24 protein-coding genes are annotated in these 25,505 nt (G+C 56.3%); 4 read left to right on the forward strand and 20 right to left on the reverse strand.

From position 1 onward, the window contains the following. Nucleotides 1–17: 17 nt before the first annotated feature. The 15 genes from ZBT109_RS09545 to rhlB all read right to left on the reverse strand — a co-directional run bounded on the left by ZBT109_RS09545 (nucleotide 18) and on the right by rhlB (nucleotide 17,212). A complete protein-coding gene (locus ZBT109_RS09545; RefSeq protein ID WP_084261732.1) occupies nucleotides 18–632 on the reverse strand; it encodes a DUF4123 domain-containing protein in 615 nt (204 codons plus the stop codon). Beyond that, nucleotides 622–1,134, reverse strand: a complete 513-nt coding sequence (locus ZBT109_RS13975; protein ID WP_324603172.1) for a DUF2345 domain-containing protein — start codon at nucleotides 1,132–1,134, stop codon at nucleotides 622–624. Before ZBT109_RS13975 ends, ZBT109_RS09545 begins: the two co-directional genes overlap by 11 nt. After that, nucleotides 1,016–3,076 carry a type VI secretion system Vgr family protein gene (locus tag ZBT109_RS09550; RefSeq protein ID WP_197714393.1) on the reverse strand — a complete coding sequence of 687 codons (2,061 nt, stop codon included), beginning with the start codon at nucleotides 3,074–3,076 and terminating at the stop codon, nucleotides 1,016–1,018. Before ZBT109_RS09550 ends, ZBT109_RS13975 begins: the two co-directional genes overlap by 119 nt. Before the next feature lie 306 nt (nucleotides 3,077–3,382). Next, nucleotides 3,383–4,651, reverse strand: a complete 1,269-nt coding sequence (gene purD / locus ZBT109_RS09555; protein ID WP_027704653.1) for a phosphoribosylamine--glycine ligase — start codon at nucleotides 4,649–4,651, stop codon at nucleotides 3,383–3,385. 94 nt (nucleotides 4,652–4,745) lie between these two features. Next, entirely contained in the window at nucleotides 4,746–5,357 is a 612-nt protein-coding gene (gene purN, locus ZBT109_RS09560) for a phosphoribosylglycinamide formyltransferase (RefSeq protein ID WP_051523688.1), read from the reverse strand. Then, nucleotides 5,354–6,445 (reverse strand): phosphoribosylformylglycinamidine cyclo-ligase, encoded by a 1,092-nt coding sequence (purM, locus tag ZBT109_RS09565; protein WP_051523689.1) that lies wholly within the window; start codon nucleotides 6,443–6,445, stop codon nucleotides 5,354–5,356. Before purM ends, purN begins: the two co-directional genes overlap by 4 nt. Continuing rightward, complete coding sequence (gene purF / locus ZBT109_RS09570; protein ID WP_027704656.1) at nucleotides 6,432–7,844, reverse strand: amidophosphoribosyltransferase; 1,413 nt, start codon at nucleotides 7,842–7,844, stop codon at nucleotides 6,432–6,434. Before purF ends, purM begins: the two co-directional genes overlap by 14 nt. Then, on the reverse strand, nucleotides 7,820–10,045 hold the full coding sequence (purL, locus tag ZBT109_RS09575) for a phosphoribosylformylglycinamidine synthase subunit PurL (RefSeq protein ID WP_027704657.1): 2,226 nt from the start codon (nucleotides 10,043–10,045) through the stop codon (nucleotides 7,820–7,822). Before purL ends, purF begins: the two co-directional genes overlap by 25 nt. Before the next feature lie 4 nt (nucleotides 10,046–10,049). Next, on the reverse strand, nucleotides 10,050–10,733 hold the full coding sequence (gene purQ, locus ZBT109_RS09580) for a phosphoribosylformylglycinamidine synthase subunit PurQ (RefSeq protein ID WP_027704658.1): 684 nt from the start codon (nucleotides 10,731–10,733) through the stop codon (nucleotides 10,050–10,052). Continuing rightward, a complete protein-coding gene (gene purS, locus ZBT109_RS09585) occupies nucleotides 10,718–10,993 on the reverse strand; it encodes a phosphoribosylformylglycinamidine synthase subunit PurS (protein ID WP_027704659.1) in 276 nt (91 codons plus the stop codon). The genes purQ and purS overlap by 16 nt, the downstream gene beginning before the upstream one ends. Next, a complete protein-coding gene (gene purC, locus ZBT109_RS09590) occupies nucleotides 10,986–11,705 on the reverse strand; it encodes a phosphoribosylaminoimidazolesuccinocarboxamide synthase (RefSeq protein ID WP_038277753.1) in 720 nt (239 codons plus the stop codon). Before purC ends, purS begins: the two co-directional genes overlap by 8 nt. A 50-nt stretch (nucleotides 11,706–11,755) precedes the next feature. Next, on the reverse strand, nucleotides 11,756–12,919 hold the full coding sequence (gene purK / locus ZBT109_RS09595; RefSeq protein WP_051523690.1) for a 5-(carboxyamino)imidazole ribonucleotide synthase: 1,164 nt from the start codon (nucleotides 12,917–12,919) through the stop codon (nucleotides 11,756–11,758). After that, nucleotides 12,916–13,404, reverse strand: coding sequence for a 5-(carboxyamino)imidazole ribonucleotide mutase (purE, locus tag ZBT109_RS09600; RefSeq protein ID WP_027704662.1), 489 nt, complete (start codon nucleotides 13,402–13,404; stop codon nucleotides 12,916–12,918). Before purE ends, purK begins: the two co-directional genes overlap by 4 nt. A 245-nt stretch (nucleotides 13,405–13,649) precedes the next feature. Next, the gene (gene dinG / locus ZBT109_RS09605) at nucleotides 13,650–15,797 is read right to left on the reverse strand and encodes an ATP-dependent DNA helicase DinG (protein WP_027704663.1); all 2,148 of its coding nucleotides are present in this window, start codon (nucleotides 15,795–15,797) and stop codon (nucleotides 13,650–13,652) included. A gap of 104 nt (nucleotides 15,798–15,901) precedes the next feature. Next, complete coding sequence (gene rhlB / locus ZBT109_RS09610) at nucleotides 15,902–17,212, reverse strand: ATP-dependent RNA helicase RhlB (protein ID WP_027704664.1); 1,311 nt, start codon at nucleotides 17,210–17,212, stop codon at nucleotides 15,902–15,904. 442 nt (nucleotides 17,213–17,654) lie between these two features. Here rhlB and ZBT109_RS09615 point away from each other — a divergent pair, with 442 nt between their 5' ends. The 4 genes from ZBT109_RS09615 (at nucleotide 17,655) to ZBT109_RS09635 (ending at nucleotide 20,358) form a co-directional block, all read left to right on the forward strand. Then, nucleotides 17,655–17,885 carry a hypothetical protein gene (locus ZBT109_RS09615; RefSeq protein ID WP_027704665.1) on the forward strand — a complete coding sequence of 77 codons (231 nt, stop codon included), beginning with the start codon at nucleotides 17,655–17,657 and terminating at the stop codon, nucleotides 17,883–17,885. After that, a complete protein-coding gene (xthA, locus tag ZBT109_RS09620) occupies nucleotides 17,885–18,697 on the forward strand; it encodes an exodeoxyribonuclease III (protein WP_027704666.1) in 813 nt (270 codons plus the stop codon). The genes ZBT109_RS09615 and xthA overlap by 1 nt, the downstream gene beginning before the upstream one ends. Nucleotides 18,698–19,031: 334 nt before the next feature. After that, the gene (locus ZBT109_RS13625) at nucleotides 19,032–19,859 is read left to right on the forward strand and encodes a hypothetical protein (protein ID WP_145984515.1); all 828 of its coding nucleotides are present in this window, start codon (nucleotides 19,032–19,034) and stop codon (nucleotides 19,857–19,859) included. 229 nt (nucleotides 19,860–20,088) lie between these two features. Beyond that, entirely contained in the window at nucleotides 20,089–20,358 is a 270-nt protein-coding gene (locus ZBT109_RS09635; RefSeq protein ID WP_027704668.1) for a hypothetical protein, read from the forward strand. A 1,059-nt stretch (nucleotides 20,359–21,417) separates the two neighbouring features. Here the strand turns inward: ZBT109_RS09635 and ZBT109_RS14120 are convergent. The 5 genes from ZBT109_RS14120 to ZBT109_RS09660 all read right to left on the reverse strand — a co-directional run bounded on the left by ZBT109_RS14120 (nucleotide 21,418) and on the right by ZBT109_RS09660 (nucleotide 25,366). Then, nucleotides 21,418–21,549: a hypothetical protein gene (locus ZBT109_RS14120; protein ID WP_267878424.1), complete on the reverse strand. Its 132-nt coding sequence runs from the start codon at nucleotides 21,547–21,549 to the stop codon at nucleotides 21,418–21,420. Nucleotides 21,550–22,268: 719 nt separating this feature from the next. Beyond that, the gene (tolR, locus tag ZBT109_RS09645; RefSeq protein ID WP_027704669.1) at nucleotides 22,269–22,700 is read right to left on the reverse strand and encodes a protein TolR; all 432 of its coding nucleotides are present in this window, start codon (nucleotides 22,698–22,700) and stop codon (nucleotides 22,269–22,271) included. Nucleotides 22,701–22,711: 11 nt separating this feature from the next. Then, nucleotides 22,712–23,416: a protein TolQ gene (tolQ, locus tag ZBT109_RS09650; protein ID WP_027704670.1), complete on the reverse strand. Its 705-nt coding sequence runs from the start codon at nucleotides 23,414–23,416 to the stop codon at nucleotides 22,712–22,714. A gap of 265 nt (nucleotides 23,417–23,681) precedes the next feature. Then, nucleotides 23,682–24,614 carry an electron transfer flavoprotein subunit alpha/FixB family protein gene (locus ZBT109_RS09655; RefSeq protein ID WP_027704671.1) on the reverse strand — a complete coding sequence of 311 codons (933 nt, stop codon included), beginning with the start codon at nucleotides 24,612–24,614 and terminating at the stop codon, nucleotides 23,682–23,684. Continuing rightward, nucleotides 24,611–25,366: an electron transfer flavoprotein subunit beta/FixA family protein gene (locus tag ZBT109_RS09660; protein WP_027704672.1), complete on the reverse strand. Its 756-nt coding sequence runs from the start codon at nucleotides 25,364–25,366 to the stop codon at nucleotides 24,611–24,613. Before ZBT109_RS09660 ends, ZBT109_RS09655 begins: the two co-directional genes overlap by 4 nt. Nucleotides 25,367–25,505 lie beyond the last annotated feature (139 nt).

Consider the following 25,505-nt stretch of genomic DNA (forward strand, 5'->3'; position numbering starts at 1 on the left):
AGGCAACATGATTTTTTTCAAGGGGTTTTGAAACACTCTCTAAGAGCGATACCATTAATGGGTGGTATTACTGTATGATCATATTTATCTACTAATGGCAGTGATGCCCATTGAGCTGCGCGATCAACGTAATGCCAAGCATGAATATTGTGGCTAAATAGTGTCCGTTGCTCATTTGTCAATATATTAATAATAGTTGGCAATAATCGCGTATCCGCAAAACGCAGTGTATATCGAGCACATGGAGTGCTAATGATGCAAAAAGCCTTCAATTGGCTAGCCAGCTGGCTAAGAGACGCTTTGGTCATTATGATGCTGAGCATTGGATACCCATTAGTACCTTTTAACAAGACTGAGCGTTGCATGTCATCTAGATCATTAAGGTCAACAAGCTGCGGCGATGCTTGTATCACTTGTCGGTCCGTATTGGGTAATCCTTCGTAGACCGACCACCAACAGTGGCTAGGCAACCACTGTTCCATCCATGGCAATAAGCGATCAAAAAGGAAAGCACCATCCAATAATGCCACGGGACGAAGAGCAGGATCCTCTGTGGCTAGTGTAGCTAGATAATCAAATGCAGCATGCTCCCAATGCTCATCATAGACATCGATTATAGGATTAGGTGACATCGACAAGAGGAATTCCCCGTTTTAAGTTGCGAAGCATACATTCAACACAGATCCCTTCAGGCATAACCGGCAATGCGTTAGGCAAACGCGATAACGTAGCACTCATTCCTGCCGGGCCATCAAATAGCTGCTGTACTCCTTTTACATCTATTGTTCCTGGCGCGTGAAGCTCAATATTACCGCCTTTCAATCGAATATAAGCTCCACCACTAGAAAAAGTAATTTCGTCTGATGCAACTTCTGTAATTTTTCCGCTAACGGCTTGCATATTAATATCTTTTTGGGCCGTCAAATTAATGCTATCGGACTGAGCTTGTACCTCAACATTACCCTTAGCTGCAAATAGCTTTATCCCTGCGTTATATACAAATAACGAAAATTTTTCAGCAATAGTGGCCAACAGGCTTTTCCCCGTCGCGACAGTAGTATCCTGCCCACTGCCCACTCGACAAACTGAGATGCTCTTGCTGTGCCAAATGCGTTGACTTAGGTGTAGTGACACTAATGCCCGCAGGAGACGCTATATGAAGCCAAGGTGTCTGCATGCCATCAGCCTGCCCCTGACCTCCTTGCTGGCCATCATGCCCTACCTGCACCCCTTTATTTTCTGAGTTTGCGGCCTCTAATGGTGCAAGACTTGTTAGTCCTTCCGACTGATGCCGAATAGCCAAATCTGATAGCTGTTTATGCAGTTGATAAGTACGATTTAATTGTTGCGTTACAGGCTCAACATCCGTCTGATCCCCTTTGGCCTGAGCCTGCCCCCAGCTCGACAAATACAAGCCTTTATTGGCGCGCACGGTACCATACGCATCGCTACGTAGCTCAAATCCTTCGCCTCTATATTGTCCGCGCCCGTTGCCCTGTTGGTGAATTAAATAACCCAAATTTAATTCAGAATAATGATGATCAGTACCAAGGCGAACACGGCTCTGATCCGTCGCATCATCGAATAGCAGTTCGTTGTAACCACTACCGCGATAATTTTGAGTATGAAACCCAGAGATCAGTCCATTGCTATGCCATAGCGGCTGTCGCTCGCCGTTGTAGACGCGACCAGTGATAATAGGGCGATCAGGATCTCCATCAATGAAGCTGACAATGACTTCCTGCCCGATGCGAGGAACGAACACAGATCCCCAGCCGCCATCAGCGTTAACCTGAGAAACCCTCAACCAACAGCTGGATCCCTCACTGTATTGACCATCGCGGTCCCAGTGAAACTGTACCTTCACTCGATTGAGGTGATCGGTATAAATGGTCTCGTTGGCAGGCCCGACAACAATTGCAGTCTGAGGACCACCCAGGCTAGTTTTACGATGAGCATCAGGTGCACGAAATGTTGTATCGAAACGCTGAGCCTCAAGTCGAGCATGAAAGAATGCTGTGCCTGTAGCATCTTGATCAGATGATTTTTCGATATCGTGCCCGACAGACTCTCGCAGTGCATCAAGCTGCATTTCGAGACTGCCAGGCATATGACGGCGAGTAACCGCTACTGGCAGATTGTTTTCAGCCGCCCACTCGAGTCCAAGCAGCAAAAAGGTACGATTCCCTTCTCCACCACCATCATGATTAGGGTGCTGAGTCAGTATAAATCGATGCCCTACGCTTAATTGTCGAGCACCACCCGCCCCCGTAAATCGGTTCGCCTGTGCCTCATGGCGTTCAATGCGAATTTCGCCCAGTTGGTAACCACGATCATAGCGGCCAAATGCATACTCACCAGCATAGTTATACTGCTCTAGGGTAGGAAGATTAGCGGAGTTATTATATGCATCGAGCTGAACCCTTAGAGGAGTGCCTGGAGATTTGTAGTCAAAAGACCCTAAACTGATGCGGGTTGGCTCAACCTGGCGTTGATGTCCCCAGTCTGTCAGGCTATCAGCTGACTCAGTAGCAGACTGTCGATGAAAACGTATTGTGTCGGGCGTAACGCTAGGGCAAGCATCGTTATCATCGGTAAAGACTATAATATGCTTATCCGTCTCCTGTACCACATACCACCAGAGACCTTCTTCTTCGAGCAAGCGACTGATGAAGTGGTAATCGGACTCATTATACTGAACACAATAGGAACGTTTTGGGTAGCGTTCTTGATGACGCAGATCAAAACGAAAACCACCTTCGCTAACGGTATGGCCTTCCAATACACGCGTAACTATTTCTACTGCTGTCAAATCTTGAAAAATACGACTATCAGAGACATGCTCAAGTAATGTCAGCCATGGTTTGAGTACCAATTGATAGTCACTGATCCCCCCATCACTGCCCAGACGTATAGCCTCACTGACAATGGCATGAAAATTACGGTAAGAGCCATCAGCCTGCAAAAGTGACAATGTAACGGGCTGGGCCAGCAGGCCGCACAAATCAACATCGTGACGTTGAGAAAGGCAGTCCACAGTGAACGTGAAAGGCGTGCTTAGCTGCTCGCGTGCCATTACTCGCTGTATAAGTAACTGACTATTTCCTAATGGCGTAACAAGCCTAAGCAACCGCGTGGTATCTAAAAGCAGATGTCCAAACGACAGCGCCCATGATGGTATTATATCCATCCATTCCCCCATAGATATTTATCAGAAAAAGTTATTTTATTTATATTAAATAACGCAATTACAAACTTATATTCCCTGAGGATACTATCATCTTTCTCATGGCATTAGGAACAAAAAAAGCCGCATTGCTAACAAAGCAATACGGCTTTTTATCACTTAAAAGTCGATATTTTAGTTCAGGTATATACCTGCTTACCTTGTGAGCTGCTTCAGCGCTCGGTGTCCGATATCTTTACGATAGAACAGGCCATCGCTTTCGATCAGGTCCAAGGCGTGATAGGCATGATCGCAGGCATCCTGCAGCGTATCGCCCTTACCTGCCACAAGCAGCACACGTCCCCCCGCGGTAACCCAGTGGTCCTGCTGGAAGTCCGTACCCGCATGGAAGACCAGTGCCTGATCGGCAGCCTTGCTGATGCCTTTGATCGTTGCGCCCGTTTGAGGTTTGCCCGGGTAGCCCGTGCTTGCCATAACCACGCCCACTACCGGCTGAGCAGACCATTCAACGTCCGGTTTCTTGCCATCCAACAACTGTTCAATCACGTCAACCAAATCACTTTCCATGCGCGGCAGCACGACCTGGGTTTCAGGATCACCGAAGCGCACGTTGAATTCGATGACGCGCGGTCCCGTTGCCGTCATCATCAGCCCTGCATACAGTACGCCAGTGAACGGGGTGCCCTCTTTGCACATGGCATCGGCCATCGGCTCAAGGATCGTGCGGACGGCAACGTCGACGTCGGCATCCGAGAACTGCGGAACGGGAGAGTAAGCGCCCATGCCGCCAGTATTCGGTCCTGTGTCGCGCTCGCCAACGCGCTTGTGATCCTGTGCAGTGACAAGCGGCACAACCGTGCGGCCGTTGACCAGCGCCATCAGCGACAGCTCTTCGCCATCAAGGTACTCTTCGATCACCACGCGATTGCCCGCATCACCGAAAACGCGATCCCCCATGATCGCATCCAGTGCCGCCAGCGCTTCGCTCTCTTCGAAGGCCACCACAACGCCCTTGCCTGCTGCCAAGCCATCAGCCTTGATAACGATGGGCGCGCCCTGCTCTCTAACATAAGCACGGGCGGCGTCTAGATCATCAAAGGTCTGATAGGCACCCGTGGGAATGTTGTAACGTGCCATCAGGCGCTTGGCGTGATCCTTGGAACCTTCCAACTGTGCAGCCGCCTGTGTCGGTCCGAAAACCTTGAGGCCTTCACGCTGGAAACGGTCGACGAGGCCTTGCAGCAGCGGTACTTCCGGGCCAACAATGGTCAGACCGACATGTTCGCGTTTTGCTAGTGCTACCAGCGCATCATGATCACTGACGTCGAGGGCTTCGCAGCGAGCGACGTTGGACATACCTGCGCTGCCGGGTACGGCGATCACTTCGGAGACGCGAGGGCTCTGGGCTGCTTTCCACGCAATGGTATGTTCACGACCGCCACTGCCGATCACCATGATCTTCATCTGTTTGGATTCCCTGTGTCTCAAATCGGTCAGGTACGGCAAGCGCACCATGACGAGCAAAGCGCCATTTCTGGCGCTCCGCGAAAGATAATGCTTAGTTCATGAACGACCACTGATCGAACAGTGATGCTAGCGTGTCGGGATAGAAGCGGTTTTCAATCCGCTTCAACCGCGCTAGCAGGCTGTCGTGATCGTCATCGGGCAGCACGGGCACATGCCGCTGGGCGATGATCGGCCCCGTATCCATTCCCGCATCCACGTAGTGCACGGTGATGCCTGTAACGGAGGTGCCATCCGCCAGCGCCTGCCCGACGGCATCGAGGCCGGGGTACTTGGGCAGCAGCGATGGATGAGTATTGATGATGCGGGCAGGATATGCCTCCAGCAGCGTCGGTCCAACCAAGCGCATATAGCCGGCCAAAACAATCACGTCCGCCTGTGCATCGCGCAGGACTTCCAGCAGTGCGGCTTCATAAGCCGCCTTGCCGTCGAACTCGCGAGGTTCGAACGCTTGCGTGGCAACGCCTAGGGATTCGGCACGCGCTAGTGCTGGTGCATCGCGGTGATCGCTGAACAACAGCACAACCTCAGCATTGAGCCGCCCAGCCTCAACAGCCCGCATGATGCCTTCCGCATTAGTGCCCTGACCAGAGGCCAGCAGCGCCAGTTTCAGGCGCTGTGGCTGCGAAGCGTGGGACTCGCTCATGCGTCAATCCCCTTGATGTGGCATTCACCTTCGCCTGCTACCACTTCGCCGATCACATAAGCCGCCTCGCCCTGCGATGCCAGCTGATCCAGCACGGCCTGCTGGTTGCTTTTGCGAACGGCGAGCACCATGCCAATACCCATATTGAACGTGTTGAACATCTCACGTTCTGGAATTTGGCCACGTTCACGAATGACATCAAAGATCGCGGGTTCCGGCCACTGACCACGGGTCACACTGACGCTCAGGCCTTTCGGCAACATGCGCGGCAGGTTTTCGTAGAAGCCCCCGCCCGTCACGTGAGCCGCGCCAGTCAACAGCCCTTTTGCCAGACTTGGCATCAGTGCTTTCACGTAGATGCGGGTCGGCATCAGCAGCGCTTCGCCCAGCGTCGAACCCAGCGCGGGAATCTCTTCTGCCAGACATTCGTCTTCCTGCCCTTTCTTCAGCAGCACGTGACGCACTAGCGAGAAACCGTTGCTGTGCACGCCGCTGGAAGGCAAGCCGATCAGTACGTCACCAGCGGCGATTTCTTCGCCCGTCAGCAGCGCGTCCTTTTCAACCGCACCGACGGCGAAGCCTGCCAGATCAAATTCCTGCTCGTCATACAGCCCGGGCATTTCAGCGGTTTCGCCACCGATCAGTGCGCAGCCTGCCAACACGCAGCCATCGGCAACGCCCTTGACGACCTGTTCGATACGCTCGGGAAATGCCTTGCCGCAGGCGATATAGTCGAGGAAGTAAAGTGGTTCCGCTCCCTGCACGATCACGTCGTTAACGCACATGGCAACGACGTCCTGACCGATGGTGTCATAGCGCTTCATCGCCATGGCCAGCATCAGCTTAGTGCCAACACCGTCCGTTCCGGACACCAGCACGGGGGCCTTCATGTTGAGTTCGGACAGATCGAAGGTGCCACCAAAGCCACCAAGGCCGCCCATCGCACCGAGGCGACGGGTGCGGGCCACGTGGGGTTTCATGCGCGTCACGGCTTCATAGCCTGCTTCGATATTGACGCCGGCACGCTGATAAGCGGTGCCTTCAGCGGCAACGTCAGTGGAGGAATGCGTCGTATCACTGCTTTTCATAGGGCAGTACCGTGCTGGGATAAATGGCGGTGGGATAATGGCCGCTGTAGCAGGCCAGACACTGGCCGCACTGCGGCATCGAAGCGTCGCGGCCGATGCCGGCCTGCAGCCCTTCGAGCGATAGGAATTCAAGTGAATCGGCACCGATCACGTCGCAGATTTCCGCAACGGACAGCGACGAAGCGATTAGCTCGCCCGATGTCGAAGTGTCGATTCCGTAGAAGCAAGGGTGCTTAATCGGCGGTGCACTGATACGGACATGCACTTCCTTGGCCCCAGCATCACGCAGCAGCTGCACGATATGGCGACAGGTGGTACCACGCACGATGGAGTCGTCGATCATGACAACGCGCTGGCCGGCCACTACACCACGTACGGCAGATAGCTTCATCTTGACGCCGCGTTCGCGCAGCGCTTGCGACGGCTGAATGAAGGTGCGTGCGATGTAGCGGTTCTTGATCAACCCTACTTCATAGGGAATACCGGACTGTTCGGCATAGCCTATGGCGGCCGAAATGCTGGAATCCGGAACCCCGATCGCCACATCAGCCTCAATGGGAAACTCTTCCGCGAGACGCTTACCGAGGCGTTTGCGTGCCGCATGGACATTGATTTCTTCAAGGTCGCTGTCCGGGCGAGCAAAGTAGACATACTCCATGCTGCAGATCGCCCGCATGGCCTTGCTGATAAAACGCTGACTGTGGCAGCCCGACTCGTCGATGACCAGCAGTTCGCCCGGTTCGATATCGCGTTCGAACACGGCACCGACGGTATCGAGCGCACAGGTTTCAGAAGCTACGACCCACGCGTCGCCAAGACGGCCCAGCGACAGTGGGCGCAGACCGTGCGGGTCACGTGCCACAACCAGCTGATGCTCGTCCATGACGGCGAAGGAGTAGGCGCCCTTCAGCAGCGGCAGTGCATTGGCCATTTTCTCGGCCAGCGTGCGGCTGCGGCTGCGACGAATCAGGTGCGCCAACACTTCAGTATCCGAGGTGGACTGGAAGATAGCCCCTTCATCTTCCAGCTGTTCCTTAAGGCGCTCGGCGTTGACCAGGTTACCGTTATGGGCAATGGCCAGACCGCCGTGATGTGACTGGAACACCAGCGGCTGCACGTTCTGCAGACCGCCGCCACCCGCGGTGGCGTAGCGCACATGCGCTACACCCAGCGTACCTTTCAGGGATTCGAGCTGCTCACGCGTGAAGACATCGTGTACTAACCCCAACCCTTTGTGGTACTGGAGACGCTTTCCGTCGGAGATGACAATACCGGCCCCTTCCTGACCACGGTGCTGCAGGCTGTGCAGACCGTAGTAGCAGATTTCGGAAGCGCCAGCGTGTCCTGCTACTGCAAAGACACCGCACTCCTCGTTCAGGCCTCGGATTTCAGCAAGCATTCCAGCGCCCCTTTCCATGTCGTGGAGAGTGTTGCGAGTGGCAGATCAATCAGTGTGCAGCCTTCAGTATCCGCAATGGTCAGCGCGTTCTTGGTCACAACCTGACCCAACAGATGTGCATCTGGCACGGCCTGTTCGAAGGCCGCTTGATGTGCCTGCGGCACGGTCACGATAAAGCGCGACTGGCTTTCAGCGAACAGTGACGCTGCATCACCGCTGACGCGGACATCTGCCCCCAGCGATTTCTCCATGGTCATTTCAGCCAGTGCTACAGCCAGACCACCTTCAGAGATATCGTGTGCGGCGCTGATCAGTCCCGCGTGAATGGCGTCGAGCAGCTGCTGCTGGCGGCGAGCTTCAACGTCCAGATCCAGTGCCGGAGCACGACCGGAGATATCACCCGCCTGCATGTACTGCAACTCACTGCCACCGAATTCCGGCAACGTGTCGCCCAGCAGGTAGACCCGATCCCCCGCTTCACGGAAGAACTGGGTAGTGATGTGGTCAACATCGTCGATCAGACCGACCATGCCAATCACCGGCGTCGGATGGATCGCAACGTCATCGTGCTCGTTGTACAGCGAAACGTTACCGCCGATGACCGGCACGTTCAGTGCACGGCAGGCGTCGCTCAACCCCTTGACCGACTGCTTGAGCTGCCAGAATATTTCCGGTTTTTCAGGGCTGCCGTAGTTCAGGCCATCGGTCACGCCCAGCGGACGTGCACCGCTGCACACTAGGTTACGTGCGGCTTCGGCAATCGCGATACGGCCGCCGACTTCCGGATCCAGCTCGATATAGCGCGCGTTACAGTCGGTGGTCATCGCCAGTGCTTTGCGGGTACCGCGGACACGAACGACAGCTGCATCAGAGCCGGGGCGCACAATCGTGTTGGTCTGCACCATGTGATCGAACTGCTCGTAAACCCACGCTTTGCTGGCAATCGACGGACGGGCCAGCAGCTTCAGCAGCGTGTCCTGTGCGTCGGTGATGGTCGGCTGCCACGGTGTCATCTGCTGCCATTCGGCAAAACGGGCCGGTTCACGACTCGGCGGATGCGCCACTGGCGCTTCATCGGTCAGTGAAGCAACCGGCAAATCGGCGACGCATTCGCCATGCTGCATCAGACGGAAACGCTGGTTGTCGGTCACAACACCGACGTCGACGGCATCCAGTCCCCACGGTGCGAAGACCTGGCGGATTTCATCTTCACGCCCCTTCTCGACCACCAGCAGCATGCGTTCCTGAGACTCGGACAGCATCAGTTCGTAGGCCGTCATGTTCGGTTCACGCTGCGGAACCTTGTCGAGGTCAAGCAGCAAACCGGAACCCGCCTTGCTGGCCATTTCGACAGCTGACGACGTCAGGCCTGCGGCCCCCATGTCTTGGATGCCAACCAGTGCATCGCACTTGACGACTTCCAAGCAGGCTTCCATCAGCAGTTTACCCATGAACGGGTCGCCGACCTGTACCGCCGGGCGCTTAACATCTTCAGCTTCGCTGCTGAATACCTCGGAGGCCATGGTTGCACCGTGAATACCATCACGACCGGTCTTGGCCCCGACGTACATCACGGTGTTGCCAACGCCTTTCGCCTGGCCTTTCTGGATGTCTTCATGGTTGATCAGGCCCACGCACATGGCGTTGACCAGCGGGTTGCGGGTGTAGCACGGCGCGAACTGGATCTCGCCGCCCACCGTCGGAACACCGATGCAGTTACCGTAGCCTGCAATCCCGGCCACAACGTGTTCGAACAGATAGCGCGTACGCGCATCGCTCAGTTCACCGAAGCGCAACGAGTTCAACATCGCAATCGGACGGGCGCCCATGGAAAAAACATCGCGCAGAATACCGCCGACACCGGTGGCCGCCCCTTCGTAGGGCTCCAGTGCAGACGGGTGGTTGTGACTTTCGATCTTGAAGGCGACCGCCTGACCGTCACCGATATCGACGATCCCGGCCCCTTCACCCGGCCCTTGCAGTACATGTTCACCCGTTGTCGGGAACTCTTTCAGCAGCGGACGGGAATGGGTATAGCAGCAGTGCTCGGACCACATCACGGCAAACAGCCCGATCTCGGTCACTGATAGCGGGCGGCCGACCATGCCTTCGGCACGTGCATAGAGCTCATCGGACAGCCCCAGTTCGCGCCAGGCCTTGGTTTCCTTGAGCACCACGTTTTGCGGATCAGGTTGCGACATGCCTTCAGCTCCCCTGGCGTTGCGATGAGGTGATATGACGTTTCAATGAGGTGAACAGGGCCAGTCCATCGACACTGCCCAGCAGCGCTTCTACTGCGCGCTCAGGGTGAGGCATCATGCCCAGCACGTTGCCACGTTCGTTGATGATACCGGCGATATCGTGACGCGAACCGTTGACGGGCTCGGCATAGCGGAAAACGACCTGGCCGTTGGCTTCAAGCGCTTCCAGCGTGCCCTCATCACATTCATAGTTACCTTCACCGTGGGCGACAGGCAGGATGATCTGTTGGCCTTCGGTATAGTCACTGCTGAAGGCCGTACTGGCGTTGGCGACGGTCAGCGCCACGTCGCGGCAGACGAAGTTCAGTCCGGCGTTGCGCTTCATGGCACCCGGTAGCAGGCCCGCTTCCAGCAGCACCTGGAAACCGTTGCAGACCCCAACGACCCAGCGGCCTTCGTCAGCGGCTTTCTTCACGGCCTGCATGACCGGGGCGAAGCGTGCGATAGCCCCCGCACGCAGATAGTCGCCGTAGGAGAAACCACCCGGTAGGAAGATCGCATCGAATCCGTCGAGAGACGTTGCGGAATACGGGACCATCTCGACCTCGACGTCCAGCCCGTCACGCAGGGCGTAGTACATGTCGCGATCGCAGTTCGACCCGGGGAAGACGATCACTGCGCAGCGCATGGCACCTCCACCTCTTCGAGTTCGATGCGGTATTCTTCGATGACCGTATTGGCCAGCAGAGCGTCACACATCGCCTTGACTCGGGCGGTAGCGTCTTCCTCGGAAAGAGAGGCGTCGTCGAGGAGCAGCTCGATATAGCGACCGATGCGCACTTCCGTTACGTCATTGTGAGACAGTGCATGCAGCGCACTGCAAACGGCAGCCCCTTGAGGATCGAGAACACCGTTCTTCAGAGTGACGTAGACCTTGGCCTTAAGCATGAGCACCTCGCAGACGAGAAAGAATGTTCTGATAACCGGCTTGAAGATTGCCGAGATCGCGACGGAAAAGATCCTTGTCCAGACGTTCGCCCGTGGCGTGATCCCACAGGCGACAGGTATCAGGAGAGATCTCGTCCGCCAGTAGCAGAGAACCATCGGCGTCACGGCCGAATTCGACCTTGCCGTCGATAAGATCGACGCCCAGTTCAGCGAACAGCGCCTTCAGGACTTCGTTGATGTGCAGTGCCATGGTGCGCAGCTGCTGACACTCTTCACGTGTTGCCACGTCAAGCAGTGCAATATGGTCTTCCGTGACAAGCGGATCATCTAGTGTATCGTTCTTGTAATAGAACTCGATGATCGGTTCCTTGAGCGGTGTGCCTTCTTCAAGGCCGAGGCGTCGGGCCAAGCTGCCCGCCACCACATTACGCATGACCACTTCTAGCGGTACAATCGTGACCGCTTTCACCAGCTGTTCCGTAGCCGAAAGGCGTTTGATGAAGTGGGAAGGAATGCCTCGTTCTTCCAGCACCGTGAAGATGAGCGAGGTAATCTCATTATTGAGCTCGGCCTTGCCGTCAAGCGAAGCCTTCTTCTTACCGTTGAACGCCGTAGCGTCGTTCTTGTATTCGACCCACAGTACCTGTTCGTCTTCGGTGCGGTAGAGTCGCTTCGCTTTACCTTCGTACAGCATTTCCTGCCTAGTCATCATATTCCCCGTCGCAATGTGCGGTTCAGGAAGAGTACCGCTGGCCCTCTGGTTCACTCTGCTTCAGCAGCAGAAGCGGCCCAGAACTGGTCCAGTCGGCGCATACAGTCAGCAGTCGACGGACCGAGTGCCGTCAGATGCCCCATCTTGCGTTGACTTACCACCCGCGCTTTACCATAGAGGTGCAGATGGAGTGATTCGAGATGCGTCAGGCGTGCCATCAGTGGTGCGATGTGTTGCCCCAGAATGTTTTCCATTACGACCGGCGACAGCAGGCGCGTGTCGCCCAGCGGCAGACCGCAGATGGCACGGACGTGCTGCTCAAACTGCGACGTTTCACAGGCATCGATCGAGAAGTGCCCGGAGTTATGCGGACGCGGTGCCAGCTCGTTGACGTAAAGTGTGCCATCGCGACCAACGAACAGCTCAACCGCCAGTGTTCCCACCAGCTTGAGCCCTTCAGCCAACGTCATCGCGATCTGCTGAGCGCGAGCGTCTACGTCGGCGGCAATGCGTGCCGGCACTTGGGTACGGTGCAGAATGTTCTGGCAGTGCTCATTCTCGGCCGTCGGCAGGCAGCGCGTTTCACCGGTTGTAGAGCGCGCCACGATGACCGATATCTCGCGTTCGAAGGGAATCCACTGCTCCAACACTAGCGGTGCATGATCCCCCAGCTGCCGCCAAGCATCTTCCAGCTCGGAACGGTGCTTGACCACTACCTGTCCCTTGCCATCGTACCCCCCCATGCATGTCTTCAGCACAGCGGGGAAACGGATGGATGCCGTGGCCATGTCTAGATCGTCGGCCGACATGATGTTGGCGTAAGGCGCAACCGGCAGCCCAAGTGCCGTGATGGCTTCTTTTTCCAAGCGACGGTGCTGCGAGATGCGGATCAGATGCGATCCCTGCGGGAGGCGACCGACGTCGGCGATCAGCGCCAACGTATCCAAGTCGATATGTTCGAATTCATACGTCACGATATCGCTGCATTCCGCCAGCTGGCGTGCGGCATCGGGATCGTTATAGGGAGCGGTGATGGCGTGATCAGCAATGGCTGCCGTCGGAGCCGTCGGATCGGGGTCGAGCACGGCGATGCGGTACCCCATAGTGCGTGCGGCAGTAGCCATCATGGCCCCCAACTGCCCGCCCCCGATGATGCCGATCACGGCACCGGGCACGATCAGCGCTGCCGCTTGAGACGTTGCCTGAGTGCTCATTTCAGCTCCTCGCTGCTGGCCTCCGCAGCACGCTCGCTTTCCAGCCGACGTGCTTCGAGCCGTTCGCCCAGTGCGTCGTCGTGCAAGGCCAGCATACGTGCCGCCATCAGGGCGGCATTGGTCGCGCCCGCCTTGCCGATCGCCATGGTGGCAACGGGAACACCGCCGGGCATCTGTACAATCGACAACAGTGAATCCATGCCTTTCAGATGGCGAGAGGCAACGGGAACACCGATAACGGGAAGAGAGGTCTTGGCGGCTAGCATGCCCGGCAAATGGGCAGCACCACCAGCACCTGCAATGATGATCTGGATACCGCGTGCAGCGGCTTCTTCAGCGTAGGCGAACATCTGATCGGGCATACGGTGCGCCGATACTACGCGATGTTCGAAGGAGATCTTCAGTGATTCAAGCGTGTCGCAGCAGGCATGCATGGTCTCCCAGTCGGAAACACTGCCCATGACCACCCCAACCTGTGGTGACATATCCCTGTTTCTCCTTTGCTTCCGGAAGGCCCCGGAATACAGCCAGAAGGGTGGCGCATATCACAGTCGAACGAACGCGATTGTCTGCGAACTTTCTACAGATACACGAATACCCGATGCGATATGTGCCGAAAGCGCATCTAGTATTACATTAGACAGGGGGCGAGTGGAAGGGGTGCGTTGTAATTATGTGTACAAGGCGTTTCAAATTTTACAACACATGAAACGCCTTCATTTCGCTTATATCAACGCGCCAGTTCTCGACGGAAAGGAGGAAGCGCTTCTAAGAGCGCCTGACCATAGCGCTTCGTCAGCACACGGCGGTCAAGAATGGTGATGCGCCCATGATCCTGCTCCTTACGGATCAGGCGGCCGCAGGCCTGCACCAAGCGAATCGACGCATCCGGTACGGTAATCCGCATGAAGGGATTACCACCCTTGGTTTCGATCCACTCTGCAAGTGTAGCTCCGACGGGGTCATCCGGCACTGCAAAAGGCAGTCGCGTGATCACGACATGGGTCAAGTACTGTCCGGGCAAGTCGATACCTTCGGCAAAGCTCGCCAGACCAAAGATGATGCTGCCTTTCCCTTTGTCGATGCGTTTGCGGTGTTCCAGTAGCAGCTCATGGCGAGCACGCTGCCCCTGCACCAGCAGACGATCCGCTAGCCCCGCATTGCCAGAGGAGCGGATAGCATCCTCCACGGCCTGCATCTGGCGGCGCGCGGAAAACAACACCAGCGCCGCCTCGTCTTCACCCAGCCCTTTCACGCACTCAATGATGGCTTGCTCGTGAGCATCGCGCTGAGCGGGATCAACAGCAATAGGTGGCACCGATAGCACTGCACGCGAGTAATCGAAAGGACTAGGCAACTGCCGATAGCGATAGCGGTTGGCCAATCCGGCACGCTCCTGCAATCGCTCGAAGCGTCCCAATGCGGTCAGCGTAGCGGAGGTCAGTACCGCCCCGAAACAGCGTCCCCACAGATGACGCGCCAGCGTTTCGGCAGCGCTGACCGGTGATGCCGCATAGACCAGTTCACCGTCCGCACCGTTGTTGGTGGATTCCAACTGAATCCAGCGCGCCTGTGGAGGAGCCGACGTCACGTCATCCACAGCAGCAAAGGCCATCCACAGCCCGTGCGCCTCCAGGGCCCGCCCATGCAGCAGCGCCACCAGCGGCAGCCACTCTTCCGCCTGCTCTCGCGGCAGCCCGTTCTGCTTATCAGGATCAAGCGCTTCGCGCAGAATATCCGCGATGCTTTCCAGCGTGCGGCACAGCGCAGCGAACGGCGCGCACAGCGCAGCCGCCATCTCACGCAGCGCATCAGGAATCCGCCCCTGCTCGAAGCGGTGGCGCGGCATATCATTGCGGAAATCGCTCGACGGTTCTGGCAGCAGCTGGCGCCCCATCTGTAGCGCCGTCTGAAGGTGAGGCTCAATCGCCATCAGCTGTTCGGGCATCGCCTGCAGCAGACGTGCCACCACCGGCTGCACGGCCAAGGCGGCATGCAGATCCGGCAACGACTTGCGCAGCTGATTCAGCCACCGCATGGCGCCCTGCACCGGCAGTCGCTGATGGAAATGCTCCAATGCCTTGTCGGGCAGGTGATGCGCTTCATCAAAGACGTAGATGCACTCCTTCGGCGGAGGCAACACCATGCCCCCTCCCAGCGCCAGATCAGCCAGCACCAAATCGTGGTTAGCCACGATAATGTCGGCCTCTTCAACCTTGCGGCGCGCCTTGAAGAAGGCACAGGCAGAGAAATGACCACAGCGTCGATTGGTACACTGACGATGATCAGTGGTCAGCTGCCGCCAGTGTGCGTCCTGCACCGCATCGCGCCAGCTATCTCGGTCGCCCGCCCACTCACCACTGCCATAGGCCGTAGCCATTTCTGCGGCCAGCTCTCCCACCTCTTCCTGCTTGTGCGACACGCTCTGTTCGAACAGCGACAGTGTCGGCGACTCCTCGGCACCGTCCATGACCTGTTCGAGGCGCGTCAGACACAAATAGCGCCCTCGCCCCTTCGCCAGTGCATAGTCGAAGGTCAGGCCGCTCTGCGCCTTCAGCATCGGCAGGTCGTGGTGCAGCACTTGTTCCTGCAGCGCCACCGTAGCCGTCGAGACCACCAGCCGTTTGCCGCGCGCCTTGGCGATCGGCAGTGCCGACAGCAGGTAGGCCAACGTCTTGCCAGTACCCGTACCGGCTTCCAGCACGCACACATGTTCATCACTGCGGCGCTCGCCTTGATCGTCGACCTCGATATTGCCCAGCGTGCGTGCAATTTCGGCGATCATCAGCTTCTGGCCATGGCGAGGCGACAGCGAGCGTGCCTCCAGCACACGGCGATAGGCTGCCTGGATATCGTTCTTCAGCGCATCGTCGAGCATGATCGGGCGGGATGACCTCATATGAATTCAGGCGGGGGAATGACCTGATGATGCCCACCGGAACGGCAGCATCATCAGGACAGGGTGGGACCTACAGCGATGGGTTAGAGCAGGCCTTCCGGCGGATGCTCACAGGGCAGCTTGTTCTTGATGAACGCTTCAATATCCGGCAGTGCATAGGCGTCTTCTTCACCCATGAAGCTGATGGATACCCCTTTTGCGCCCGCACGGCCGGTACGACCGATACGGTGCACGTAGTCTTCAGGGTCTTCCGGCAGGGTATAATTGATGACCTGACTAACGCCATCAATATGAATACCACGCCCTGCGACATCGGTCGCGACCAGCACGTTGACGTCACCTTCGCGGAACTGTTCAAGCGTTCGCAGGCGCTGTTTCTGTGCCACATCACCGGACAGCATCGCTACGTTTAACCCTTCAGCACGCAGATGCTCATCAAGCTTGCGCACCCGATCACGACGGTTAGCGAACACCATGACACGCTCATGCGTCGACTGCTTGAGGATATTGCTCAGCAAGCGCGGCTTGTCCTGATCACTGACCAGATAGACATGCTGCTCAACGTTGTCGGCCGTCTGGGTCTTCGCTTCGATCTCGACATAGGCCGGTTCGTGCGTCCATTGGCTCGACAGATTGAGGATGTCCTGTGTGAACGTTGCCGAGAACAGGAACGTCTGACGTTCTTCACGACGCGGTGTCGCCCGGATGATGCGTTTCACGTCCGGGATGAAGCCCATCGACAGCATGCGGTCGGCTTCGTCCAGCACCAACACTTCGACCTGACGCAGATCCAAGTCGCCACGCTGCTGGAAGTCGAGCAGACGCCCTGGGGTTGCGATCACCAGATCCACGCGACGTTTCACCTGCTGCTGCTGCTTCTGATAATCCATACCGCCGACCAGACTGGCGATCGTGATATCGGTATAGCGAATCAGCGTCTGGGCATCTTTCTCAATCTGAAGCGCCAGCTCGCGCGTCGGCGCAATAATCAGTGCGCGCGGTGTGCTGGGCTGCTGGCCTTCTGGACGCTGCTCCTCGAGGAAGTAGGCCAGAATGGCGATCAGGAAGGCCGCGGTCTTGCCGGTTCCCGTCTGCGCCTTGCCAACGACATCACGTCCCAGCAGCGTGTACGCCAAGGATTCGCCTTGGATCGGCGTACAGTACTGGAACCCCTGCTCGGCAATGGCACGCAACAGCGGCTGGGGAAGATCGAAGTCCTGGAAGCGCCATTGTCCCGGTACGGGAGGCACCTCAGGCAGTGCGACATGCGCCTGCTGTGGCGCAGAAGACGGAGCGCCCCCCTCACGACGAGCCTGACGCGGTTTGCGACGGCGGCGCTTGGGTTTACGCTGAGGGTTCTGGGTCGGTTGTGGTTGCTTTTCCGACTCGCTCATGGCTACTCGACCGGTTGAATGGATGGAAAACGGGCATACAGCATCTCGGCTTACAGTAAAGAAGCCGCTATGCGCATCGACCCGAAAGAAAGGCTGCCAGAGGCGGCCCCTTGTAACGACAGCGCACAAGTGTATCAGACACAGAGGGCTTCGTGCTTGCCAGCATACGCTGAACACCGCGAATTACTTCGCCTGACAGGTAACAACGCCCTTCGCAGGCGGTAACAGAAGCGTCGATCATATTGATTACGCTGGCAAACCTTGCCCCTTAGGGTTTACGGATGGTTAACGCGCGCATTGATCCTTTTGCCCTCACACGACAGCGATTTCATCGGCAGGATAGCCAACCATACGGCAGGGTCTGTTAGACTAGCGGCATTCTCACCGCTTCCTTGGGGAAGCGGCTGATACCGCGATTACTTCTTTTATGCAGGAGCCTGTCATGACGCGCAGGAAAAAGACCCGTTCCATGGCTGACCGAGTCATGATTCGTACCGGCCGCCGCAAGGACTACAAACAGTGGCGCCATGAGAATCCTGACCAGGTCAAATCAAGCGACCGCTACACGCGCAAGAAACTCAAGCAGCGCAAGGCACAAGCCGCTCGCAAGCAGGAACGTCAGGAAAACGCGCCTGTACTGCCGCTGCACCCGGATCAGCCAGAGGCCACCTGATGCGCTTGGTGTCATTCAACGTCAATGGAGTGCGTGCCCGCCCGCATCAGCTGGAAGCACTTGTCGATACGCTGTCGCCGGATGTTATTGGCCTGCAAGAAACGAAGGTACAGGACAGTGAATTTCCGCTGTCCGGTCTACAGGCACTCGGCTATCACGTCCACTACTTCGGACAGAAAGGCCACTACGGTGTTGCGCTGATGACGCGGCAAGCCCCGCGCGACGTCATCTATGGTTTCGATGATGACGAAGACGATGCTCAGCGCCGCATGATTGGTGTCGTGCTCGACACCGACAACGGCCCTCTGACGGTGTACAACGGCTACTTCCCTCAAGGGGAGAACGTCGAGCATCCAACCAAATTTCCCAACAAGCGCCGTTTCTATGCCCAGCTGAACGCTAGGCTGCGCAACTGCCATCAGCCGGATGACCTGGTTGCCGTCATGGGCGACTTCAACATTTCGCCCGAAGATCAGGACATCGGTATCGGCGAACCCAACCGCAAGCGCTGGCTGCGTGAAGGCAAAACGAGCTTCCAGCCAGAAGAGCGCGCATGGCTGGGCCAATTGAAGGAGTGGGGCATGAGCGACAGCTACCGCTGCTGCCATCCCGACAGCAGCGAGCTGTTCAGCTGGTTCGACTATCGCTCAAAAGGCTTCGACCGTGAGCCGAAGCGCGGCCTGCGTATTGATCTGATCATGGTCTCCGAAGGCCTGAAAGGGTTCGTACAGGCCTCAGGCATCGACTATGTACTGCGCGGCATGGAGAAGCCGTCCGACCACGCGCCAGTGTGGACGGATATCGCGCTCTAGGGCTTGTACGAAAAGTCGGCGAGCGACGATCAGACAAGGCAAAAATCAGCGAAAAGACGGAGTTTACGGGGGTAAATGAGTACTTTGAGCTGATTTTTAACGCCGTATGGCCGAACACAGGCAGTTTTCGTACAAAGCCTAGTGAGAAACGGGCCTTTCAAGGTACTCAGCCTAAAGGCCCGTTTGCTCTTTTACGCCGGTCAGCTTCACTTTTATCCCTTTAATCTGATTAGTCTTCTTGCCCCAATAGCCTTTGGCAACGGCACTTGCGCTCGTTTCTATGCTTTACCGCATCGCGCAAGGTAGCAATACCTTGTTCTTAGAGTCTTTTCATATGACAACTGACGCACAGCCATCGGCCCCGTCACTCAAACTCGCGCTTTGCGCCATTATCCTTATCGTCGTCACCCATATCATTGGCGTTCCATTGGCCTTCTGGGAGAAAAGCTACCCCTTCGAACATACAGAGCATGTCATTTTTATGACGGTCTTGTTCAGCGCTCTTTCTTCAGGCTACTGCGTTCTTTTCTATGCCATCTACAAAGCCCCCCCTGCCTCATCGCTGACACCCAAAACGCGAAAACGCACCACTACCAGAAAGAGATCGGCACCTAAACGCAGATCGCATGGACAGAAGGGGTATGACACGATCGCGCCCACCACTTGGCACGAACGTCTACTGATGAAAGGGATCAACAAGGTACTGCGCCGAGCCATAGTTACGGCATTCGTAATTGCCCCCGTCGCCACCATTGCGCTCACCATCATCAGCGCCCTACTTCCCAAGCCGGCCGCTGAATGGCTAATGCGTATTCCCAGCTACTTGTTCTGCGGTGCCCTTGCGGCCATCTTGCTTGTTTTCGTTGGCGCAGCGCTGGAATGCCTGTTTTTCCATGATGCGGTGATACTCAAACGCCCGCCGCTAAAACCCAAACGCCGCACTCGCTCGCGCAAAAACACGTCGAAATACGGAGCATCTAGGACTGCCGGCTGGCGCGATGACCATACTAAGTCAGGCTATTTTGATGACATTAATAGCAGCGGCTATGACAGTGATGACAGCAGCGATGACTCGAGCAGTGGCTGCGACAGCACGTCGGACTCTTGCTGCGATACTTCGGACAGTTCATCAAGTGATTGCTCATCGTCTAGCAGCGACTAGTGCTCGCGGCATTTTCATTGCCGCAACTTACATAGCGCCGAGGCACGCGAACAATAGCGCCAGACATGCCGATACAGGTAAACGGTGCAGGTAGCACCGCGGCATTGATTGCGATGCGCAACAGCCACCACTTTCGAATTCCCTCTGACACGCGGAAACAGTCATGAAACCCTATCGCCGAGCCGCACCGCTATTGGTTACCCCATTGCAATACTGGCAAGGAAAACTCATGACACTCTCGTATCAGGCGCTAGTGCCAACAGGGTGTCTGTTGTTCATAACGGCCCCTATCAGCATAGTGCTAACACTACTGGCACTGTGCTGGGCACCACCTTACGCCGATAAGCTGATGCTGTTAGATCGCTGGGTATGGCTACCTACTGCCATTGGCATGTTTCTGTGCCTTATTATGCCGCTCTTGCTGATTATCACCGATAAGCCCGCAACCACGCTGGGCGTCCTGCTCTGCCGCTGGGCATCTCGACGCTCTTCCAGATAAGCATGGCGGATTGCCCCTTCAATGCAGCCATCATATTAAAGAAGCTCCCGCCGCCATTTGCCCCCCCTACCATTGCAGATTCGACCGCATTAGGATGGCGCGAGACAGGCACCGTCTCGCTATCAGCCAGATGACCTCACATCATCGACGACGTCACCTTCACCGATCAGGCAACGAGAATCACTATATCCAAAGCATTGCGATAAGGATTACCCCTCCTTATAATTCCAACTATTCTACTAATAATTAAGTGATTATAGAATTCTCCCTATCTAGCCGATATGGCTTACGACCTATCTATTCAAATGATATCGATAAGCGATAATTTTCAGCACTAAAATAAGAATATAATATGGAGCGCCAACCCCTCAAACCCGAGTATCATCATGAAGTATTGTGTAATAGATATGGGGGCACTGAAAGGAAGGCAATCATGACCAGTTATCAAAACGTCAACAGCCATGCGGGATACAGCACATCAAAGCCTTTGCTTTTCTTCTGTGATTCGCTGCAGAATAGGCGTTAGCGAAACGCACATTTAAAGAGCGCCATAATTCCATATAGAAACACACATCAAAATGAAGACGATATCATTCTTTGGCCTATACCCCCTTCGTCGTATTTGCAGTTTGTTTCCACCCGACCATTATGCGCATGAACCGGTTGAAACGCTCATCGTGACCTCCGGCTTACCGGCAGCATGGACAGGGGAAGCTGCCGGACCCTGGTGACTCAGAGGCGATCCCGCTGAGTCACCGTCTACAGCAGCACTCGCTTGCTTTATTATAAATAATGAATCGATAACACTTATAAAGGGATAAATATGCTTAGCCTCATTCTGACAGCACTCGCTCTTTTCGTCCTCTATCTTATTTTTCGTCACAAAAAAGCACCTGCAAACAGCAACCCTGCTAGACGGCGTTATTCTAACGATTCCTCTTCCTATACTTCCTATAGTAGTAGCGGTGGAGATACAGGCTGGAGCAGCGATGACAGCAGTTATAGCCACCACCACCACAGCTACAGCGGTGGCGATAGCTATGATAGTGGGAGCTGTAGCTACGACAGTGGTAGCAGCGACTGTGGTGGCGGTGATAGCGGTGGCGACAGTGGTGGCAGCTCGGACTGATCGCGCCCACGCATAACGCGAGCGACCATTGCCCACATCCGCATGTCTATGGTCTTACTCATAACAAACGGCCTAGAGATATCTCTAGGCCGTTATCGTGTCATGGATGGCCATCCTGACCGACGCACTTTGCAACCGAGCCGCCAGCAGTAAAGGTATCGAGCTGAAGCGCTACTAGCCTCTATCGGCCTATCTCTCCCTTCCCTCTTTTGCAGTTAGCCTACCGCCGTGTTTACGCATGACTCACCTTGCCGTACAACGTGGCCAGTCGGGCACCTTATTGACTCTCATTATCCACGCCATGAGAGTGAGGTACCTTACCGTCGATTAGAAAGCGGGGCTCATATCCAACCCTCAAAGAGGGTTCTTGAATGATGAAAGGCGGTACATCACCATCAAAGCGGCAGCGCAGCCTATGCCGTTACGACCTGCGCCATTGATCGTCGCCAGCCTACTTTCACGCCGCATAATGTCGCTGATACTCGCCCCCCTTACGTTTTGTGATGCTGACTCTACGCCCTCGCACAATGCCCTTCGCCATATGCTTAGAGCATGCTTCATAACCCCACTCCCCGTGTTATTGAGGAAGCTTTACACCATAAATTGCGGTAAAAGCCATCTATTTTAGAAAGGGCAAAATCAATGACTCAGGTTATGAAATAGACTCTTAAGGGATGGCCCTAAAACGACGAAGGGCTGCACGACATTGCGTCGCACGGCCCTTTATCTTGCTACCGATATCTTGATCACATTCCAACTGGAAATGATCGCCAATCAGGCATCAGGGTTTGCCACCTGGTGCTGACAGCAGTCCGACATTCGGGACACCTGCACGCTGCAGCGTGGCCATCAGCACTACGATATCACCGTAGGCCACGTGGCTATCGCCTCGCACCATAACCGGCGAACCCGGTGCCCCTTTCAGGATATCCTGCACCTGCTCGCCCAACTGCTCGAGCGTGGTCAGCTGGTCGTGCCCTTTCTGTCCAACGTAGTAGCGTCCGTCGCTGTCCACGGAAACGACAATCGCCGGTTTGCTCTCGTCTACCGGCGTGGCACTGGCCTTAGGTAAGTCGACGTTAACCCCTTGGTTCATCATCGGTGCGGTGATCATGAAGATGACCAACAGCACCAGCATGACGTCAATGAACGGCACGACGTTGATGTCGCTGGCCAGCTTGCGACGGCTGCGGCGACTGAACGGACCTTGCATGCGACGCCTCCTCAGGCCTTATCACGTTCGCGCTGCAGACGCTGAGCCTGCAGGTTGCGTTCGAGAATGGCATACAGCTCTTCTGCGAAATCTTCATAGCGCGTCTGCAGCTGATCGACGGACGATGACAGGCGGTTGTACGCGATGACGGCTGGAATGGCGGCAAACAGCCCGGTAGCAGTCGCAATCAGTGCTTCAGCGATCCACGGGGCGACCGTCGCCAGCGTAGCCTGCTGGGCCAGCGATAGCGACTGAAACGATCCCATAATGCCCCATACCGTACCGAACAAACCGATGTACGGGCTGGCAGAGCTGATAATCGCCAGAATGGAAAGGTGCTGGCCGTTGCGTGACTCTTCACGGGAAAGCGCTACGCGCATGCCACGCTCGACACTGCCCATAATGCCACCGATATCCTTCAGCCGTGTGACCTGACGGTTGAATTCACGGAAGCCGGCATGGAACACGTGTGCGGCCCCGGTCGGACGCTCCGGCTGGGACTTGTACAGTTCATTAAGGTCAATACCCGACCAGAAGCGCTGCTCGAAGCCATCCAGTGCACGACGGGCGCGCACCAGATCGACGCCACGTCGAAAGATGATGACCCACGAGGTAATGGAAAAGAGCAGCAGGATAGCCATGACCGCTTGCACCACGCCACTGGCGTGCGAGACAAGCGAGAGGATGGACATGGAGTGCTCGACCGATTCGTTCATGGAAACTCTCGTCCTGTATCTGGAACATGCCCTGTCTGGCGCAAAGCGCAGACGACACTGTGGAAGAATGCCCCTTGGCAGAGGCATAGAAGCCTAGGTTCAGCCTACACCGTCGCCAGGCGATAATGCACACGTTACTCATTGACAGTGAAGCAGGAAATCACATCAGTGAAAAGTCATCACATATGACCTTTCCTGACATGATCTCGATGCGACAGCGCGCGCTTTCCACCCGATCGGCGGGAAGCGCGCACTGACTACGACCTCACAGCTTGCGTTCGAGTTCCGGCAGTACTTCAAGCAGGTTCCCAACAAGCCCATAATCGGCAATGCGGAAGATCGGGGCTTCAGGATCCTGGTTGATCGCCACAATCACCTTGGAGTCCTGCATGCCCGCTTGGTGCTGAATCGCACCAGAGATACCTACCGCAATATATAGCTCAGGCGCTACGATCTTGCCGGTCTGGCCGACCTGCAGGTCGTTGGGCACGAAGCCTGCATCAACAGCGGCACGTGAGGCACCAATGGCCGCATCCAGCTTGTCCGCCAGCGCGGCCAGTAGTAGGAAGTTGTCGGCGCTACCGACTCCGCGACCACCGGAAATGACGATGCGCGCATTGGAAAGCGTCGGGCCATCGTTTTCATCAATGTCTTCCGATACGAACTGCACCTGGCTGCTGGGTGCCGCCGTTGCGGCAACCTCAAAGCGCGCATTCATACGCGGCAGGATCTCGACCGGTTCGAAAGCCGTTGGACGAACCGTCAACAGTTTCTTGTCGTCTCTGGAGCGCACGGTCTCCAGCACACTGCCCGCATAGGCGGGACGCACGAACGTGGCGTCATCCTTAATCGCGATCACGTCGGAGATCGGGGAAACGTCCAACAGCGCCGCTACCCGCGGCAGCACACTGCGGCCTATGGCACTGTTTGCCACCAGCAGGTGGCTGTAACCGTCCATCAGCGGCAGGATAACCTGCGTGACGTCTTCGGCCAACGGATGCACCAAGTGCACGGAATCGGCCGCCAGCACATGGCGTACACCGTCCAGCTTGGCCGCTTCACCCAGCGCCAGATTGACGTCGAAACCGACGATCAGCACATCCACGTCGTCGCTCAGCTGACGCGCCGCCGCCACGACGTGCGGCATTGCGCTGCTCAAAACGCCTTCACGATGTTCACCTAGAACCAGCACACTCATGACAGCACCTTCGCTTCGTTCTTCAGTCGGTCGATCAGTTCATCTACGGAATCCACCATGACACCCGCCTGACGTTCCGGCGGCAGCTCGACGCTGAGGCGTTCGAGGTGAGGCGTCAGATCGATACCCATGTCGGCCGCTTGACGTGTGTCGATCGGTTTTTTCTTCGCCTTCATGATGGCCGGCAGACGCGCATAACGCGGCTCGTTGAGGCGCAGATCCACCGTGACGACCGCGGGCAAACGCAGCGACAGCGTTTCTAGGCCGTCGTCGATTTCACGCGTGACGACACAGTAGCCTTCATGCTCGAACGACAGTTCAGAAGCATAAGTACCCTGCGCCCAGCCCAACAGTGCAGACAGCATCTGCCCAGTCTGGTTGTTGTCGGTGTCGATGGACTGCTTGCCCAGCAGCACTAAGCCCGGCTGCTCTTCTTCGGCGATCACTTTCAGCAGTTTGGCGACGGCCAGCGACTCGAGCGCTTCTTCCGTCTCAATATGGATGACGCGGTCGATGCCCAGCGCTAGAGCGGCGCGCAGCTGCTCTTGAGCGGCCTGCGGACCGATCGTCACGGCAACCGTCTCAGACGCGATGCCCTTTTCCTTGAGCCGAACCGCTTCTTCCACGGCAATTTCGCAGAAGGGGTTCATAGCCATTTTCACGTGAGCTTGGTCAACGGCGGTATTTTCCGCATTGACGCGCACTTTCACGTTGTGATCAATGACGCGCTTGATCGCGACGAGTACCTTCATGGCATCCTCGTGTTCATGTGTATGCAAATAGTGTCAGGGGACCCGCGTTGCATCGTTTCGGTCAGCCAGAGCGTGATGCGCCATACCATCGGCCGTCATCATGTGCGCTCGCTCGTGTACAATAAGCGTACATATCAGG

Origin of the sequence: Zymobacter palmae, assembly GCF_003610015.1 — a bacterium.
In the GTDB taxonomy this organism is placed as follows: domain Bacteria; phylum Pseudomonadota; class Gammaproteobacteria; order Pseudomonadales; family Halomonadaceae; genus Zymobacter; species Zymobacter palmae.

Coding starts and splice junctions, on each gene's coding strand:
- ZBT109_RS09545 (WP_084261732.1), bottom strand. CDS start 632: ATGTCACCTAATCCTATAATCGATGTCTATGATGAGCATTGGGAGCAT.
- ZBT109_RS09550 (WP_197714393.1), bottom strand. CDS start 3,076: ATGGCACGCGAGCAGCTAAGCACGCCTTTCACGTTCACTGTGGACTGC.
- purD (WP_027704653.1), bottom strand. CDS start 4,651: ATGAAGATCATGGTGATCGGCAGTGGCGGTCGTGAACATACCATTGCG.
- purN (WP_051523688.1), bottom strand. CDS start 5,357: ATGAGCGAGTCCCACGCTTCGCAGCCACAGCGCCTGAAACTGGCGCTG.
- purM (WP_051523689.1), bottom strand. CDS start 6,445: ATGAAAAGCAGTGATACGACGCATTCCTCCACTGACGTTGCCGCTGAA.
- purF (WP_027704656.1), bottom strand. CDS start 7,844: ATGCTTGCTGAAATCCGAGGCCTGAACGAGGAGTGCGGTGTCTTTGCA.
- purL (WP_027704657.1), bottom strand. CDS start 10,045: ATGTCGCAACCTGATCCGCAAAACGTGGTGCTCAAGGAAACCAAGGCC.
- purQ (WP_027704658.1), bottom strand. CDS start 10,733: ATGCGCTGCGCAGTGATCGTCTTCCCCGGGTCGAACTGCGATCGCGAC.
- purS (WP_027704659.1), bottom strand. CDS start 10,993: ATGCTTAAGGCCAAGGTCTACGTCACTCTGAAGAACGGTGTTCTCGAT.
- purC (WP_038277753.1), bottom strand. CDS start 11,705: ATGATGACTAGGCAGGAAATGCTGTACGAAGGTAAAGCGAAGCGACTC.
- purK (WP_051523690.1), bottom strand. CDS start 12,919: ATGAGCACTCAGGCAACGTCTCAAGCGGCAGCGCTGATCGTGCCCGGT.
- purE (WP_027704662.1), bottom strand. CDS start 13,404: ATGTCACCACAGGTTGGGGTGGTCATGGGCAGTGTTTCCGACTGGGAG.
- dinG (WP_027704663.1), bottom strand. CDS start 15,797: ATGCTCGACGATGCGCTGAAGAACGATATCCAGGCAGCCTATCGCCGT.
- rhlB (WP_027704664.1), bottom strand. CDS start 17,212: ATGAGCGAGTCGGAAAAGCAACCACAACCGACCCAGAACCCTCAGCGT.
- ZBT109_RS09615 (WP_027704665.1), top strand. CDS start 17,655: ATGACGCGCAGGAAAAAGACCCGTTCCATGGCTGACCGAGTCATGATT.
- xthA (WP_027704666.1), top strand. CDS start 17,885: ATGCGCTTGGTGTCATTCAACGTCAATGGAGTGCGTGCCCGCCCGCAT.
- ZBT109_RS13625 (WP_145984515.1), top strand. CDS start 19,032: ATGACAACTGACGCACAGCCATCGGCCCCGTCACTCAAACTCGCGCTT.
- ZBT109_RS09635 (WP_027704668.1), top strand. CDS start 20,089: ATGACACTCTCGTATCAGGCGCTAGTGCCAACAGGGTGTCTGTTGTTC.
- ZBT109_RS14120 (WP_267878424.1), bottom strand. CDS start 21,549: ATGAGTAAGACCATAGACATGCGGATGTGGGCAATGGTCGCTCGCGTT.
- tolR (WP_027704669.1), bottom strand. CDS start 22,700: ATGCAAGGTCCGTTCAGTCGCCGCAGCCGTCGCAAGCTGGCCAGCGAC.
- tolQ (WP_027704670.1), bottom strand. CDS start 23,416: ATGAACGAATCGGTCGAGCACTCCATGTCCATCCTCTCGCTTGTCTCG.
- ZBT109_RS09655 (WP_027704671.1), bottom strand. CDS start 24,614: ATGAGTGTGCTGGTTCTAGGTGAACATCGTGAAGGCGTTTTGAGCAGC.
- ZBT109_RS09660 (WP_027704672.1), bottom strand. CDS start 25,366: ATGAAGGTACTCGTCGCGATCAAGCGCGTCATTGATCACAACGTGAAA.